Source organism: Streptomyces sp. NPDC016677, from assembly GCF_055562815.1.
The window spans coordinates 473,296-489,709 of the sequence record NZ_JBVHEO010000001.1; the positions used below are offsets into that span (position 1 = coordinate 473,296).

At 72.0% G+C, this 16,414-nt stretch carries 11 protein-coding genes; 9 read left to right on the forward strand and 2 right to left on the reverse strand.

The window, feature by feature from the left end; translation table 11 throughout:
* The first annotated feature begins 201 nt into the window (after nt 1-201).
* The 5 genes from ACZ3IG_RS02080 (at nt 202) to ACZ3IG_RS02100 (ending at nt 8,467) form a co-directional block, all read left to right on the forward strand.
* Nucleotides 202-1,755: an alkaline phosphatase D family protein gene (locus ACZ3IG_RS02080; protein ID WP_467428114.1), complete on the forward strand. Its 1,554-nt coding sequence runs from the start codon at nt 202-204 to the stop codon at nt 1,753-1,755.
* Nucleotides 1,756-1,891: 136 nt separating this feature from the next.
* Nucleotides 1,892-3,082, forward strand: coding sequence for a hypothetical protein (locus ACZ3IG_RS02085; RefSeq protein ID WP_467428116.1), 1,191 nt, complete (start codon nt 1,892-1,894; stop codon nt 3,080-3,082).
* 226 nt (nt 3,083-3,308) lie between these two features.
* Nucleotides 3,309-4,805, forward strand: coding sequence for a D-ribitol-5-phosphate cytidylyltransferase (locus tag ACZ3IG_RS02090; protein ID WP_467428117.1), 1,497 nt, complete (start codon nt 3,309-3,311; stop codon nt 4,803-4,805).
* 177 nt (nt 4,806-4,982) lie between these two features.
* Entirely contained in the window at nt 4,983-7,058 is a 2,076-nt protein-coding gene (locus ACZ3IG_RS02095) for a hypothetical protein (protein ID WP_467429158.1), read from the forward strand.
* A gap of 185 nt (nt 7,059-7,243) precedes the next feature.
* The gene (locus ACZ3IG_RS02100; RefSeq protein WP_467428119.1) at nt 7,244-8,467 is read left to right on the forward strand and encodes a glycosyltransferase family 2 protein; all 1,224 of its coding nucleotides are present in this window, start codon (nt 7,244-7,246) and stop codon (nt 8,465-8,467) included.
* A 132-nt stretch (nt 8,468-8,599) separates the two neighbouring features.
* On the opposite strand, the gene ACZ3IG_RS02105 is transcribed toward ACZ3IG_RS02100, so the two are convergent.
* Both ACZ3IG_RS02105 and ACZ3IG_RS02110 read right to left on the reverse strand, forming a co-directional pair.
* Nucleotides 8,600-10,744 (reverse strand): hypothetical protein, encoded by a 2,145-nt coding sequence (locus ACZ3IG_RS02105; RefSeq protein ID WP_467429159.1) that lies wholly within the window; start codon nt 10,742-10,744, stop codon nt 8,600-8,602.
* Nucleotides 10,745-10,920: 176 nt separating this feature from the next.
* Nucleotides 10,921-12,357: a polysaccharide pyruvyl transferase family protein gene (locus tag ACZ3IG_RS02110; RefSeq protein WP_467428121.1), complete on the reverse strand. Its 1,437-nt coding sequence runs from the start codon at nt 12,355-12,357 to the stop codon at nt 10,921-10,923.
* 183 nt (nt 12,358-12,540) lie between these two features.
* Here ACZ3IG_RS02110 and proB point away from each other — a divergent pair, with 183 nt between their 5' ends.
* The 4 genes from proB (at nt 12,541) to ACZ3IG_RS02130 (ending at nt 16,354) form a co-directional block, all read left to right on the forward strand.
* The gene (proB, locus tag ACZ3IG_RS02115) at nt 12,541-13,671 is read left to right on the forward strand and encodes a glutamate 5-kinase (RefSeq protein WP_467428122.1); all 1,131 of its coding nucleotides are present in this window, start codon (nt 12,541-12,543) and stop codon (nt 13,669-13,671) included.
* Nucleotides 13,672-13,813: 142 nt separating this feature from the next.
* Nucleotides 13,814-14,281, forward strand: coding sequence for a hypothetical protein (locus ACZ3IG_RS02120; RefSeq protein ID WP_467428124.1), 468 nt, complete (start codon nt 13,814-13,816; stop codon nt 14,279-14,281).
* A gap of 110 nt (nt 14,282-14,391) precedes the next feature.
* A complete protein-coding gene (locus ACZ3IG_RS02125) occupies nt 14,392-15,678 on the forward strand; it encodes a glutamate-5-semialdehyde dehydrogenase (RefSeq protein ID WP_467428126.1) in 1,287 nt (428 codons plus the stop codon).
* A gap of 94 nt (nt 15,679-15,772) precedes the next feature.
* The gene (locus tag ACZ3IG_RS02130; RefSeq protein ID WP_467428128.1) at nt 15,773-16,354 is read left to right on the forward strand and encodes an SCO2584 family spore wall biosynthesis protein; all 582 of its coding nucleotides are present in this window, start codon (nt 15,773-15,775) and stop codon (nt 16,352-16,354) included.
* Nucleotides 16,355-16,414 lie beyond the last annotated feature (60 nt).

Sequence of the window (16,414 nt, forward strand, 5' to 3'; positions counted from 1 at the left end):
CGGTGACGGGGCGGGCCGCGGCGGGGGCGTGACGCCCCGTCGCGACCGGTTCCGTTCACCGTGAGGTCTCCGTGTCGCAACGGGACCCCTGCCGTCCATGTATTTGTCATGCACGCGAACGACTTGGTTCAGCGGCCCGACCACCCCGGAGCGTGAGCTTCCTGAGTGTCCACGAGGCCTGCGACACCAGGGAGTTCAGCCATGACCGGAGCACCGCCCACCGACCGTCGCCGCTTCCTGGCCGGCGGCGCCGCCCTGCTCGGCGCCGCGGCCACCAGCCAGCTCTGGCAGCCCGCCAGCGCCCAGGCGGCCGAGAGGCCGCTGTCGGAGGACGTGTTCAGCCTCGGCGTCGCCTCCGGCGACCCGCTTCCGGACGGCGTCGTACTGTGGACCCGCCTCGCCCCCGACCCGCTGGCCGGCGGCGGCATGCCCGCCCGGAACGTGCCGGTGCAGTGGCAGGTGTCCTCGGACGCGAAGTTCCGCAAGGTGGTCCGCAGCGGCTTCACCGTGGCCCGGCCCGCCTTCGGACACAGCGTCCACGTGGACGTACGCGGCCTGCGGCCGGGACGTACGTACTGGTTCCGCTTCCGGGCCGGCGGCCGGCTCTCGCCCACCGGCCGCACCCGCACCGCCCCGGCGGCGGACTCCACCGGCGCCGGCGGCCTGCGCGTCGCCCTGGCCTCCTGCCAGAACTGGCAGCACGGCTGGTTCACCCCGTACGCCGACATGCTCGAACAGGACCCGGACGTCGTGCTGTTCGTCGGGGACTACATCTACGAGTCCTCGCCGTCCGCGACCGCCGTGCGCACGCACGAGGGCACCGGGGAGCCCTACTCCCTCACCCAGTACCGCAACCGCTACGCCCAGTACCGCAGCGACCCCGACCTCGCCGCGATGCACGCGAACGCCCCCTTCGTCGTCACCTTCGACGACCACGAGGTCGACAACGACTACGCCGGCCAGGTCCCGCAGGACCCCGCCAAGCAGACGCCCGAAGACTTCGTGGACCGCGTCACCGCCGCCTACCAGGCGTACTACGAGCACATGCCGGTCCGCGCCACCGCCGTCCCGAACGGCCCGCACATCCAGATGTACCGGCGCCTGGAGTTCGGCCGGCTGGCCCGGCTGAACGTGCTCGACACCCGGCAGTTCCGCAGCGACCAGGCCACCAGCCAGGCCGGCGCCCAGGACCCGAAGCTGACGATGCTCGGCGCCGCGCAGAAGAGGTGGCTGCTGAAGGGGCTGCACGGCTCACCCGCCCGCTGGAACCTGATCGCCTCCCAGATCATGATGGCCGAAACCGACCTCAAGATCGGCGAGGGCAAGCTCTGGTACTACGACGCCTGGGACGGCTACCAGGCCGAACGCAACGCCCTGCTGAAGGAGTTCCGGAAGGTGAGCAACCCGGTCGTGCTCACCGGCGACCGCCACCTCACCATGGTCAGCGACCTGAGGACCGACTACGCCGACCCGAAGTCGCAGGTCGTCGGCGCCGAGTTCGTCGGCACCTCCATCTCCAGCAACGGCGACCAGGACCAGGCCGCCTTCCGCGCCCAGTTCGACCCGCTCAAGGCCGACAACCCGCACTGGAAGCTGATCGACGCCCACCGCGGCTACCACCTCTTCGACATCCGCCCGGACGGCATCGACGCCCGGGTGCGGACGGTGGACACGGTGCTCAAGCCCACCGCGACCGCCTCCACCCTGGCCCGGCTGCGGGTCGAGGCGGGCGACCCCGGGGTCTCCCTGGTGTGACCCGTGACATGACCCCGAGGCGTGTCCCGAGGCGTGTCCCGAGGTGCGCCCCGTGGTGTGAGCCGCGCCACCGTCGGCCGCACTCCTCGGCACTTCTCAGCCAACCCTCAGGAAGACCTCTTACCGTCTCCTGACCATGGAGACGGACTGTACGAGAGATGACGTCCCGGCCAACAGCGGGGTGTCCCCGTTCCCCGCCGGGACCCGACTGCTGCACATAGGCCCGCACAAGACCGGGACCACCTCGATCCAGGGCGCGCTGTTCGCCGCCAAGGACGCCATGGCGGCGCACGGCGTGGACTTCCCGGCCGACAGCCGGCACCCGATGTCGGCCGCCCTGGCGGTCTGCGCCCGCCCCGGGATGCTGGGCAACAGCAGACCCACCGAGCGGCACTGGGAGACCCTGGTCTCCCAGGTCGCCGCCACCGGCAAGCGGACCTCGGTGGTCAGCAGCGAGTTCTTCGCCGACGCCCCCGACGACGCGACCGTCGAGCGGATCGTCCGGGAACTGGGCGGCGACCGGGTGCACGTCATGGTCACCCTGCGTCCGCTGGCCAGGATCATGCCCTCGCAGTGGCAGCAGTACGTGCAGAACGGCCTGCGCATGGGCTACGAGAGCTGGCTGGAGCACATGCTCAGGAAGCCGCCGTACGAGAAGCCCAACCCCAGCTTCTGGCGCCGGCACCGGCACGACCGGCTAGTCGAGCGGTGGGTCCGGGCGGTCGGCCCCGAGCGGCTCACCGTCGTCGTGGTCGACGACCGCGACCGCGGCGGGCTGATGCGCACCTTCGAGTCGCTGCTCGGCCTGCCCGACGGACTGCTCCAGCCCGTCCCGGACACGGCGAACCGGTCGCTGACCCTCGCCGAGACCGAAATGCTGCGCAGGCTCAATGTGGAATTCCGCGGCAACGAACTCCCCGAGGAGCTGTATTCCTCGCTCATCCGCTACGGCGCCGTGCTGCACATGAAGAACGCGTGCGCCCCGGGCCCGGACGACGTGAAGATACACACGCCGCGCTGGGCCGCCGAGGCCGCCGCGGAGATCGGCGCCGAGATGGCGGACCGGATCGCCGCCATGGGCGTACGCGTGCTGGGCGACCCGGCGCTGCTGTCCGCCGTGCCCAAGCCCCCCGAGCCGGCCGGGACCAAGCCGCGCATCGACCCGGAAGTGGCCGCTCAGGCGCTGTACGGGGCGCTCGCCGCGGCCGCCGCCGCGCCCGTGCGCAACACCGCCGCGGTCACGTCGCGTACGGTGCACCAGACGTCCTCCAAGGATCTCGTCAAGGTGCTCGGTCACCGAGCCCTGAAGAAGCTGCGCCGGCACTAGCGGGCACCCTGGGTGTCACGCAGCGCGACGCCGGGCTCCTGTGGAGTTACTCACAGCGATTCCACGGGAGTTCGCGTCGCCGCCGTGAACGCTTCGCCCGTCACCAGGAGCGTCAGGTGAATGACAGGTTGCGCGCACATATGCGGCAGTGGTCGCTCACCTTGCACTGCGGTAACCACAAGTGGGACCATTTCGAAGTTCCCTGTCGCCCCAAGGTAGGTCACCTGTGTCCCAGCACATAGCCAAGCCCCGTACCACCGCAGTGATCCTGGCCGGTGGCACCGGTCAGCGGGTGGGTCTGTCGATCCCCAAGCAGCTGCTGAAGATCGCCGGCAAGGCAGTCATCGAGCACACCCTGACCACCTTCCAGAACGCCGACTCCGTCGACGACATCATCGTGCTGATGGCGCCCGGCTACGTGCCCGACATCGAGAAGATCGTCGCCAAGGCCGGCTTCACCAAGGTGAAGAAGGTCATCGAGGGCGGCGCGACCCGGAACGAGACCACCGAGCGCGCCATCGCCGCCCTCGGCGAGGGGCTGGGCGAAGGCGAGGACCTCAACGTCCTCTTCCACGACGCGGTGCGCCCCCTGCTGTCGCAGCGGGTCATCGACGACTGCGTGAGCGCGCTGGAGCGCTACGACGCCGTCGACGTGGCCATCCCGTCCGCGGACACCATCATCGTGACCCGCACCCACGGCTCGGACGGCGAGTTCATCACCGACGTCCCGGACCGCTCCCGGCTGCGCCGCGGCCAGACACCGCAGGCGTTCAAGCTGTCCACGATCAAGCGGGCCTACGAGGTCGCGGCCGGCGACCCGAACTTCCAGGCCACCGACGACTGCTCGGTCGTGCTCAAGTACCTGCCGGACGTGCCGATCCACGTCGTGGCGGGCGACGAGTACAACATGAAGGTCACCCAGCCCGTCGACGTCTTCATCGCCGACAAGCTCTTCCAGCTCGCCTCCAGCGCCGCCCCCGAGCAGGTGAGCGAGGACGCCTACCGCGAACTGCTGACCGGCAGGACCATGGTCGTCTTCGGCGGCTCCTACGGCATCGGCAAGGACATCGCGGAACTCGCCGAGTCCTACGGCGCCCAGGTCTACGCGCTCGGCCGCTCCACCACCGGCACCCATGTGGAGAACCCGGAGGAGGTCGACGACGCCCTGTCCAAGGCGTACGCCGAGACCGGCCGGATCGACTACGTCGTCAACACCGCCGGCGTGCTGCGCATAGGCAAGCTCGCCGAGACCGACAACGCCACCATCGAGGAGGCGCTGAAGGTCAACTACCTGGCCCCGGTGCAGATCGCCCGGTCCTCGTACAAGTACCTGGCCGAGACCAAGGGCCAGCTGCTGCTGTACACCTCCAGCAGCTACACGCGCGGGCGTGCCGAGTACAGCCTGTACTCCTCCACCAAGGCCGCGATGGTCAACCTCACCCAGGCGCTCTCCGACGAGTGGGCAGGCGACGGTGTCCGCGTCAACTGCGTCAACCCCGAGCGGACCGCGACGCCGATGCGCACCAAGGCGTTCGGCCAGGAGCCCGCGGGCAGCCTGCTCTCCTCGGACGCGGTGGCCCGTGCCTCGCTCGACGTGCTGCTGTCCGAGCTGACCGGCCACGTCATCGACGTACGCCAGCAGGACCCGACGGCGGGCGCGGCCAAGGCGTCCGGCTTCGAGCAGGCGCTGGCCGCGGTGCTGGACCGTCAGGACGGCGTGTAATAATCGTCGGCAAATAGACTTCTGCAATTCAGGCCTCTGTCTCCGCCCGTCAATGTCGCGATTGCCATTGACGGGGCGAAGGCAGGGGCCTGAATCAGTACCTTCACCGATCGCTCACAATCCGCAGCAGAGCAGAGCAGGTTCTCCGTGATATCCACCGCTATTCGCGTCGCCCGGGTGGGCAGCGCGGCCGAGCTGGCCGCGGCGGTCCTCATGATGCTGGGCTACCCCGGCCTCATGGTGGCCGCGCTCGTCCCGAGCGTCCCCGCCTTCGCCGCCGCGGCCGCCGTGACGTACCTGGCGGACCACTTCCTGCACCGCAGGAGCAGCTACCTGATCAACCGGCTCAGCAAGGTCCGGGCCGGCCTGTCGATCCGCTTCCTGATCCGGCAGCTGCTGCTGGTCCTCCTGCTGGCCCGGCTGTCCCTCGCGGACAACCTGATCTACTACGGCGCGATCGCCTGCTTCATCGCCTTCTTCGGCCTCCAGGCCCCGCACGGCGCCCTGGTCACCCTGATCCGCAACCGCCGCCGGCTGCCGGTCGCCACCCGCAACGTCGACCTGGCCTCGCGCGTCCGCATCCCCGACGCCCCGCCCCGCGCTCTGCTGCACCGCTCCGCCGAGAAGATCCTCCACCTCGACCTGTTCGCCGTCGTCGGCATACTGGCCGCCGCGCAACTGGACAGCTCCGCGGTCGGGTTCGCCGGCATCGGCCTCACAGTGTTCCTGGGCGCCTTGTACGTGCTGGCCCTGCTGCGCTACGTCCGCGGCCGCCGGGTCCCGCCGAAGGCCGAGACGGTGCTGGCCGCGGTCGACGACTGGCTGGGCGAGTACCGGCCCGAGACGGTGCTGTACTTCTCCGGCTCCAAGGACTCCGCGTACCAGGTCAACATGTGGCTGGAGACCATGGAGCAGCTGGAGACCCGGCCGCTGGTCATCCTGCGCGAGCGGGTCATCCTGCAGAACCTGGCGCCCACCACCGTCCCGGTGATCTGCGTGCCCGGCGGCGTGCACCTGATGAACATGGACCTGTCCACGGTCCGCGTCGCGCTCTATGCCGCCAACGTCGGCAAGAACATCCACATGCTGCGCGTCCCGACCATGAAGCACGTCTTCATCGGCCACGGCGACAGCGACAAGCTGGCCAGCGTCAACCCGTTCAGCAAGGTCTACGACGAGGTGTGGACCGCCGGGCGCGCGGGCCGCGACCGCTACGCCATCGCCGACGTCGGCGTCCGCGACGACGACATCGTCGAGGTCGGCCGCCCGCAGCTGGCCCCCATCCAGGGCTGGCACGGCGTCCCGGAAGGCCGGATGCCCACCGTGCTGTACGCGCCCACCTGGGAGGGCTGGGACGGCAACCCCGGCAACACGTCGATCGTGCTGGCCGGCGAGAACATCGTGCGGCGGCTGGTGACCGCCGACCCGCCGGTCCGCGTCCTGTACAAGCCGCACCCGTTCACCGGCACCGTCAGCAAGGAGGCCGGCGCCGCCCACCGGCGGATCACCGCCCTGGTGGAGAATGCCGCCGCCGAGCGCGCCGCAGCCGCCCGCTTCGCCGCCGACGCCTCCGCGCAGACGAAGGCCAAGGCGGAACTCGCCCGGGTCGAGGCCCGGCTCGCCGCGCTGTCCGGCGGCTCCGACAAGGGCGACGAGGCCGAGGCCAGCCGCGACGGCGTGGTCGACGTCCGCAGGCACGAGGAGATCGCCCGGCTGCGCGCCGAGTGGAACGACGCCTACTGGGCGGCCGTCCCGGCCTGGGAGCACCGGGTCATCACGGGCGCCGAGCCGCGCCTGTACGACTGCTTCAACGTCTCCGACGCGATGGTCTCCGACATCTCCAGCGTGGTCTCCGACTTCATCGCCAGCGGCAAGCCGTACGCGGTGACCGACTCGGGGGAGCTGGGCGAGGAGGAGTTCAAGCGGCAGAACACGGCGGTGCGCGCCGCGGTGATCCTCGACAACACCGCCGCCGGGCTCGACGGGCTGCTGGCCGCGGTCCGCGACCCGGCCCGGGACACGCTGGCCGAGGACCGGGGGGACCTCAAGCGCTACCTGCTCGGTCCCGACGAACCGACCTCCATCGAGCAGTTCAACGACGCCGTGGCGGACCTCGCGGTGAAGGCCGAGGCGCGCAACGTCGGCCAGGAGTCCCGGATCGTGGCCGGGGGCCCCGACGTGGAACTGGCGGACGCGCTGCCCGCGCAGCGGGCGAGCGGCGCCGGTGAGGCGGACGGCACGGGCGCCGGCTGACCGCGCACGCCCCGCACGGAACGGCTCGGCCCTCGGGGGCCGGGCCGTTTTCGCTGCGGAAACCGTGATGTCGATCACATGTCCCGAGGGGTTGAGCAACCTGCCGGCCCGGCCACCCGTCTCACGCATAGCCAAAGAGGTAATACGGGGAGAACTTCCCATGACCAGGTGACTAGGGAGTAGACGTGACCGGGACGCAACCTGATGTCACTGTGATCATCGGGGCGTACGAGGCGATGCCGTATCTGATCGAGTGCCTGGCCTCCGTCGAGGCGCAGACCATCGACCCGGCGCGCGTCGAGGTCATCGCGGTGGACGACGGCTCCACCGACGGCACCGGGGAGTGCCTGGAGCGGTTCGCCGCCCGTGCCCCCATGCCGGTCACGGTGATCCGGCAGGAGAACTCCGGCGGCCCCAGCGGCCCGCGCAACGTCGGCCTGGACCGGGCCACCGGACGCTACGTGTTCTTCCTCGACGCCGACGACCGGCTCGGCCCCGAGGCCCTTCAGCGGATGGTCGCCCTGGCCGACCGGGCCGGCACCGACGTGGTCCTGGGCCGCGTCGAGGGCGTCAACCGCGGCGCCCCCAAGTCGATGTGGGGCAAGACGCTGGAGCGCACCGACGTCCACTCCTCCACCATCAAGTTCACGCTCAGCGCCCAGAAGCTGTTCCGCCGCGCCCTGCTGGAACGTCACGGCATGCGCTTCGACGAGTCCCTGTTCACCGGGGAGGACGCGCTGTTCACGATGGAGGCGTATCTGCGGGCGGACGGCGTCTCGGTGCTGGCCGACTACACCTGCTACTACCTGGTGGGCCGCGACGACGGCAAGCACGTGACCAAGAGCGGGAGTTACGCCCTGCGCTTCGACTCCGCGCGCTCCCTGATGCGGCTGATCGCTGACCTCGTCCCCGCCGGTGAACAGCGCGACAAGCTCATGGTCCGCCCCTTCGCCATCACCCTGCTGCCCCAGTTCGGCCCGCGCTGGCTCAAGGACACCGAGGAGGTCCGTCGGCACAAGCTCGACCTGGCCAAGCCGCTGCTGGACGCCTACTGGACCCCGGGCGTCGCCCGGCTGCTGAAGGTCGACGAACGGCTGCGGATGCACCTGGTGGCACGGCAGCGGCCCGACCTGCTGGACGACGTCGTGGAGTTCGTCCGGGCCAAGCGGCAGGCGGCCGCCGTCCTGGAGAAGGGCGGCCGCCGCCTCTACCTCGTCTACCCGCACTTCCGGGACCGCGAGGCGGGCATCCCCGACGAGCTGTACCGGGCCCACGGACGCGAGGCCCGCCCCTTCCTCGGCTACGTGGAGCAGTCGGCCGACTCGCTGCTGCGCCGCGCGCTGCGCCGGGCCCGCCGGATCCTGCCGCGCTCCCGGCCCCGCGGCAACGACCGGCCGGCGGCGGCGTGACGGACGGGGGGACCGCCGTACCGGACGCGGATGTCTTCCTCCGGGGGGAGTCCGCCGCGCCGGGCCGGGCCGGGCCGGGTGGGTCGCCGGGCGCCGTCGTGGGTCGGCGGGCGCCGCCGGTCGCCACCGAGGTCACCGAGGGCGACCGGCCGGCGGCGGCGTGCGGGAGGCGGACGCCGCAGTGCCGGACGCGGAGGCCCCCGTCCGGGAGGAGCCCGGCTCCGTGCCGGGCGCGGGCGTCCCCGTGCCGGAGGGCGACTCCGCCGTGTTCTCCTGGCGCTGACCGGGCAGTTCCGCGGTGCGGCGGCCGGCCGTCCGGGCCCGGTGGTCGCGGGCCGACGCGCACAGCGCCCGCACGGCCGCGGCGAACCGCTCCTGCGCGGGCGGCTCGGCCGGGCCGAGCAACCGCAGCGCCAGCGCGGCCCGGGCCTCGGCGAACGCGTCCTTCTCCGGGCACCGCACCGCCTCCAGCAGCGCCGGCACCCCGGCGGCGTCCGGCGTCAGCACGGTCGCCGCCGCCACTGTCGGGAACGCCACCCGGAACGCCTCCTGGGCGAGCCCGCTGGTGTTCGCGACCGCGTACGGCTTCCCGCTGGCCAGGAAGTCACTGATCACGCTCGACACATCGCTGATCAGCAGGTCGGCCCGGTCGAAGCAGGAGTACAGCGCGGGCCGGGCCTCGGTGACGATCAGGTGCCGTCCCTCGGGCACCGACGCCCAGTACGCCTCGTTCCACCCCGCCGCCGCCCGGGCCACCGCCGCGGCCCGCCCCGGCTCCGGCGCCGACTGCGCCAGCATCCGCTCCACCATGTCCGCCCCGGCCCGCGGCGCGGACATGGTCAGCCGCTCCAACTCGGCCGCGTACCGTACGAGGTCGTCCCCGCCCGTCGGGCGCGGCGCCGGCCGCCGCTGGTTCGCCGCCCGGATCAGCTCCCGGATGCGCAGGTCGGCGGCCCCGGCCCGCGGGTCCACCGTCCCGGTCAGCGGATGCGGCTTGTACAGCAGCCGTACGCCCGGATCGGCGAGCAGCGCCCGGACCAGGTTCTCCCCGGCCGCGATCACCGAGGTGTTGCCGGGGTCGCCGTCCCAGCCCTCCCAGGTCGGCGCGTACAGCACGGTCGTGTACGGGCCGGTCGGCGGCCCCGCGTACGGGCGCACCGCGTCCAGTTGCGGGCGGCCGATCTCGACGACGTCCTTGTCCTCGACGCCGACCTCGGCCAGCGCGTACCGCTCGCGCGCCGCGGGGCCGGCCACCCACACCTGGTCGTACGCCTTGGCGTAGGGGTTGCAGGAGGACAGCTTGTCGCTCTCGCCGTGGTTGACGAAGGCGTGCTTGATGGTGGGGATGCGCAGGACCTGGGAGGTCTTGCCGGAGTTCGAGGGGTGGATGAGCACCTGGAGCGTGGAGTGCTCAAGCCGCATCAGCGTGGACACCTTCGGCAGGCACACCACCGGCAGATCGGTCGCCGCGAGCTTCTGCACCATGAACCGCTCCCGCAGCACGACCACCGGCCGCCCGCCGAGCCGGGCCAGCGGCTCCAGCCACATGTTCGCCTGGTACGCCGAGGACGCGCCGCCGGAGAAGTACAGCCCGACCGTCGGCCTGTACTCCGCCAGCCACGCGTCGAACCAGTCGAGCACCTCCTGCTCACCGGCGGGCCGGCGGCCCGGCAGCAGCCGCAGCAGCAGCGCGCCGAGACCGGCCACCGAGCACACCAGGGACACGGCCAGGCCCACCGCCCCGCACAACGGCGCGTCGGCCGCCACGGTGGCCAGCAGCCCGCCGGTCGCGGGCAGCCCGAGGACCAGCAGCCGGTGGCCGGGGCGGCGCAGCAGCACCGGCGGCGCCGGGGACAGCCGCAGCGCCGAGGCGTCGATGTTCCGGGTCACCACCGGCAGCGTGCGGCTGCGGCGGACCAGTACGGAGACCGCCTGGATAGCGCAGTGCAGCGCGTAACACGCGAGCAGACCGGCGACGAGCGGGGCGTACACCGTCTCGCGGTGCTGTTCGCCGAGCCGCAGCAGGCCCACCACGAGCAGCAGGTCACGCAGGACGTGCCGCACGGTGACGTCCGCGTGCGACTTGGTCAGCAGCGACAGCACGCCGCGCTGCCACCGGTACACCGCGCCCTCGGCGGCCAGTGACGAGGCGGTGGCCACCAGCAGCAGCGGCACGTTCGGCAGCAGCGCGCCGACGGCCTGCGCGGTGAAGGCCGTCGCCAAGGCGGCGAGGACGAGCAGCTTGGCGGTGATCCGGCGGTGGCGGGGCCGCGCCATCTGCCACCGGCGGGACGAGGGTTCGGGCACTGCGGTCACTCCAGGGTCGTCGCGAAGCGGACTTCCCGGTTAACGCGCGCCCACCTTCCGACGACACGCGCGTGTCGTCGGAACCCTGGAGTGAGGGCTCGTGCTATGCACCCCGCCGACGGTCCGGCGGGGTGCGTCACACGGGACTAACGGCCCGACTGGAAGGCGCGGCCCACCACGCGGCGGGCCCTGCGGATCACCGAACTGTCGGACTGCGCGGGCTTCTTCGCCGCGGCGGCCGTCGCGGCCTTCGCCTGGGCCTTGGCCTTGGTCTTCGCCTGGCTCAGCTCCCGCTTCAGCTTGTTGTTCTCGGAGGTGAGCGCGGCGACCCGGCCGTACAGGAAGCCGACCCGCTCGGTGACGGAGGCGGGGTCGCCGAGCCACGGCCGGACGCCGGGCGGGAAGGACAGCGAGCGCAGCTTCTTCTCGAAGGCCGCGCCGCCGTCGCCGTGCGTGAAGGTGTTCTCCAGGCCGTTCTTGTCGAGGAACCCGGTGAACCGGTCGAAGCGCTCGGCGTGGTTGCCGACCAGGCCGCTGAAGTCGGCCTGCTCGTACAGCCGGGCGGGGTCGAGGTCGTCGGGGAGCTGGTCTATCCGCTGGTGCGGTATCTCGAAGTACCGGCACAGCTCCAGCGTCCGCGAGTCGGCGGTCAGCACGGTCGCGGGCGTGCCCGCGAGCAGGGCGGCGATGTTGCCGTGGATGCGGGAGCCGAAGGAGAAGTCGTAGCCGCGCAGGTCGTCGATCCAGGTGACCGGGTCGATGTAGACGCGGACCTTGTCCTCGGCGTACATCGGGTGGTCCGGGTGCGACGGCATCCCGGTGACCTTGGCGTTCGGGTCGGTCATGTCCCGCCAGTGCAACTGCCGCGCGTCGCTGAGGTTCTGGCAGATGAACGTCAGGTTCGGGTAGCGCGCGTGGGTGCGCCGGATGATCTGGTCCAGGCCCTGGCCCTTGACCGCGGAGTGCGAGCCGTTGATGGCGATGCGGGAGGCGGTGGTCACCTCGGACACCCGCTTCTCCACGCGCAGTTCCCGGCCGTGCATGAACAGCGAGGGACAGCCGATCACCTCGACGTCCCGGAAGCCCATGTCCCGCAGGTACTGCTCGGTGAACTCGCCTCGCACGCCGATCGACGCGCTGTGGTCGAGCACCGCCGAGACGAACGAGCGGACGCTCGCCTCCAGGGGCTTCAGCCGGGCCGGATCGTTGTCGAGGCCGGCCTGGGCGCCGACGCCCAGCACCACCACGGGGATCCGCAGCTTGCGGATGAACTGGGTCATCCGCTGGAGCACCGGCTCGAACGACGGGCGGAAGGCGTTGGCGAGGGGCACCACGAAGGCGTCGTACTCCTCGTTGATCCGGGCCGCCGCGTTCACGTCGATCTTGTTCTTGTTGGAGACCACCTCGACGCCGGGCGCCTGGAGGATCTTGTGCGAGGCGTCGCTGAAGATCAGGTTGCCTGCGTTGGTGAGGATGACGTCCCGGTGCAGGGCTTGCTCGACGGGGACGACGTCGAAGGGGCTCTTGCCGGAACGAAGCAGGATGCGTTTCGTGCGGGGCGCCGCGGAGTCTGATGGTGACACGGTGTTCACAGTATGTTTGTCAGCCTTTTGATTTCTACTGGCATTCGGCACAACTTTCCGGCCGATTGCGTTGCGTGAGCGAACGGTCACGGGATGTCTGTCCGCAGCGTGGACCGCCGCACGGCGCCGGACCGGGTTCGCGTAGATTGCTGGAAAGGTCGGACGCGAGGGGAAAGAGTACAGGTGGCAGGGGCAAGGCAGGTCGTGGGTGAGGCCCGCAGGATCGTCGTCAAGGTCGGCTCCTCGTCCCTGACGACGGCGTCCGGCGGACTGGACGCCGACCGGGTCGACGCACTGGTCGACGTACTCGCCAAGGTGCGCGGCGCGGCGGGGGAGCGGGAGATCGTACTGGTCTCCTCCGGCGCCATCGCCGCCGGCCTCGCGCCGCTGGGCCTGAGCAGACGCCCCAAGGACCTGGCCCGCCAGCAGGCCGCCGCCAGCGTCGGCCAGGGCCTGCTCGTCGCCCGCTACACCGCCTCCTTCGCCCGCTACGGCGTCCGCGTCGGCCAGGTCCTGCTCACCTCCTACGACATGAGCCGCCGCTCCCACCACCGCAACGCCTCGCGCACCCTGGACGAGCTCCTCGCGATGGGCGCCTTCCCGGTCGTCAACGAGAACGACACCGTCGCCACCGACGAGATCCGCTTCGGCGACAACGACCGGCTCGCCGCCCTCGTCGCCCACCTGGTCCGCGCCGACCTGCTCGTCCTCCTCTCCGACGTCGACGGTGTCTACGACGGCGACCCGAGCCGCCCCGGCACCTCCCGCATCGCCGAGGTCCACGGCCCCGCCGACCTCGCCGGCGTCGAAATCGGCAGCGCCGGCAAGGCCGGGGTCGGCACCGGCGGCATGGTCACCAAGGTCGAGGCGGCCCGGATCGCGGCCGCCGCCGGCATCCCCGTGGTCCTCACCAGCGCGGTCCACGCCGCCGACGCCCTCACCGGCCAGGACACCGGGACCTACTTCCGTCCCACCGGCAAGCGCTCCACCAACCGCCTGCTCTGGCTCCAGCACGCCTCCGCCCCGCAGGGCGCGCTCACCCTCGACGACGGGGCGGTGCGCGCCGTCGTCGAGGGCCGCAAGTCACTGCTGCCCGCCGGGATCGCCGCCGTCGAGGGCGAGTTCGGCGCGGGCGACCCCGTCGAGCTGCGGGACGGCGCGGGGCGCGCGGTCGCCCGTGGCCTGGTCTCCTTCGACGCCAAGGAGATCCCCCGGCTGATCGGCCGCTCCACCCGGGAGCTGGCCCGCGACCTCGGACCCGCGTACGAACGTGAGGTCGTACACAGGGACGATCTGGTGATCCTGCACCCGTAATGGGTCGAAACGTCCCCGCACCGGTGGTGGACGTTCCGCGAAACCGCCTCCGCGAGCGCGCGGGGCCTGCTCCACTTTGTCGCAGGGACAACCGTCCGGGCCGACCGCGCCGGGACGACGCGCGAGCGCGAAGGAGGCCGTCGTGAGACGAGTGCGCCCGGGGGCGGCCGCGCCCCGCGGCGGTGCCGGCGCCCGCGCGGCCGGCGAGGAACGCGCCCTGACCAGCGTCGCGGCCGGGGACCGCTTCCCCGACCAGGGGCCCGAGGAGGTCCCGCGCCTGTGGCACGTCACCCTCAGCGTCTCCGGTGAGCGCACCCCCGTCGCCGAGGTCCGCCGCGCCCTCGAACAGCTCGCCCACGACCACCCCTTCCTGCTGACCAGCCGCTACGCCGGCGACCATGCCGAGATCCGGTACTGGGAGGAGGCCCGCGACCTGCACGACGCCGCCGCCGTCGCCCTGCGCCTGTGGGGCGAGCACCGGCAGACCGCGGGCCTGCCGCCCTGGGAGATCGTCGGCCTGGAGGTCATCGACCGCGTCACCTACCACCAGCGCATCGCCGCGGGCTACGGCCCCGCCCCGGCGACGCCGGTGGGCGTCCACCCCTTCTGAGGGGGCACATTCCGGGTCGTTCCAAGGGGCACATCCCGGGTCGCAGACGGCACGTCTCGGGGTGTGGGACATACGCCGGGTGACGCCGCCGGGCGCACTACCCTTCCCCCATGACCACGCTCTCGCCGTACGACTCGATGTCCCCGGTCACCCAGGCCGCCTACCGGGCCAAGGCCGCCGCCGCCGACCTCGCGCCGCTGCCGCGGGCCGTCAAGGACGACGCCCTGCTCGCCGTCGCCGACGCGCTGGAGGTCCGTACGAGCGAGATCGTCGAGGCCAACGCCCAGGACGTGGCCAAGGCCCGCGAGGCCGGGACCGCCGAGGCCATCGTCGACCGGCTGACCCTCACCCCGGAGCGGGTGCGGGCCATCGCCTCCGACGTACGGGACGTCGCCGCGCTGCCCGACCCGGTCGGTGAGGTGGTCCGCGGCAACACCCTCCCCAACGGCATCGACCTGCGCCAGGTCCGCGTCCCGCTCGGCGTGGTCGGCATCATCTACGAGGGCCGGCCCAATGTCACCGTCGACGCCGCCGCCCTCTGCCTGAAGTCCGGCAACGCGGTCCTGCTGCGCGGCTCGTCGTCCGCGTACCGGTCGAACACCGCCCTGGTCCGGGTGATCCGCGACGCGGTCGGCGGCGCCGGGCTGCCCGCCGACGCCGTCCAGCTGGTCCCCGGCGAGAACCGCGACAGCGTGCGCGAGCTGATGCGCGCCCGCGGCCTGGTCGACGTCCTCATCCCGCGCGGCGGCGCCTCCCTGATCAGCACGGTCGTCCAGGAGTCCACCGTCCCCGTCATCGAGACCGGCACCGGCAACTGCCACGTCTACGTCGACACCGCCGCCGACCTCGACATGGCCGTCGACATCCTGGTCAACAGCAAGGCCCAGCGGGTCGGCGTCTGCAACGCCGCCGAGACCCTCCTGGTCCACCAGGACATCGCCGCCGACTTCCTGCCCCGCGCCCTCGACGCCCTCGCCGACGCCGGCGTCACCGTGCACGCCGACGAGCGGGTGATGGCGTACGCCAAGGACTCCCGCGCCACCGTCGTCGAGGCCACCCCGGAGGACTGGGAGACCGAGTACCTCTCCTACGACATCGCCGCCGCCGTCGTCGACTCCCTCGACCGGGCCGTCGAACACATCCGGCTGTGGACCTCCGGCCACACCGAGGCGATCGTCACCACCTCGCAGCAGGCGGCCCGCCGCTTCACCCAGCTGGTCGACTCCACGACGGTCGCCGTGAACGCCTCCACCCGCTTCACCGACGGCGGCCAGTTCGGCTTCGGCGCCGAGATCGGCATCTCCACCCAGAAGCTGCACGCCCGCGGCCCGATGGGCCTGCCGGAGCTGACCAGCACCAAGTACATCGTCACCGGCGACGGACACGTACGGCGCTGAACCGGCCCCCGGTACGGATCCCGCCGGCCGGATGAAACCGGATGAATTTCCATACCGTCTGCCCAAAATGACCCCCCAGGTCTACTCTGGATGCGTGCCGGAGGACGTGGGGGGCACGCCGTTCCCTGACGGCTGGGAGCCCGACGACGACCACGACCGCGGGGTGTCGGACGAAGAGTTCGCCTCCGTGGTCTTCGACGAGGACTTCGTGCGTGCGGCCACGGTCCACGAGCCGACCGCCGTCGAACGTCTGCTGGCCGCCGCCGAGGCCAGAGCGGAGGCGTCCGAGGCCGAGGCCGCCCGCCGCGCCCGCACCAGGGGCGAGCGCTACGACGACGGATACGGCGACCTGGGCCCCGACCCGGCCGACCCCGACTACGACGACGACCCGGACGACGACGCCGACCCCCTGGACCGCCCCTACGGCGCCCCCGCGAGCTACGGCAAGCAGGTCCGCTGGCACCGTCCCGTCGCCTGGATGCTCGCCCTCGTGATGGGCATCGGCATGGTCGCGCTGGCCTTCAGCGCCGTCTACCGGGGGGCGTCCTCGGACCGCGACCGGGACCAGGTGCCGCCGCCCGCCTCCACCGGCCCCGAGCAGGGCGGCGCCGCCACCCCCTCGGCCTCCGCCGACTACTCCCAGCCGGCCGTCCCGGTGATCCCGCGCAGCCCCTGAGCGACGCCCGCGTCCCCGGTGCGAAGCTGTCCGAACTTGTCGTGTACCTGGGCGTTTACC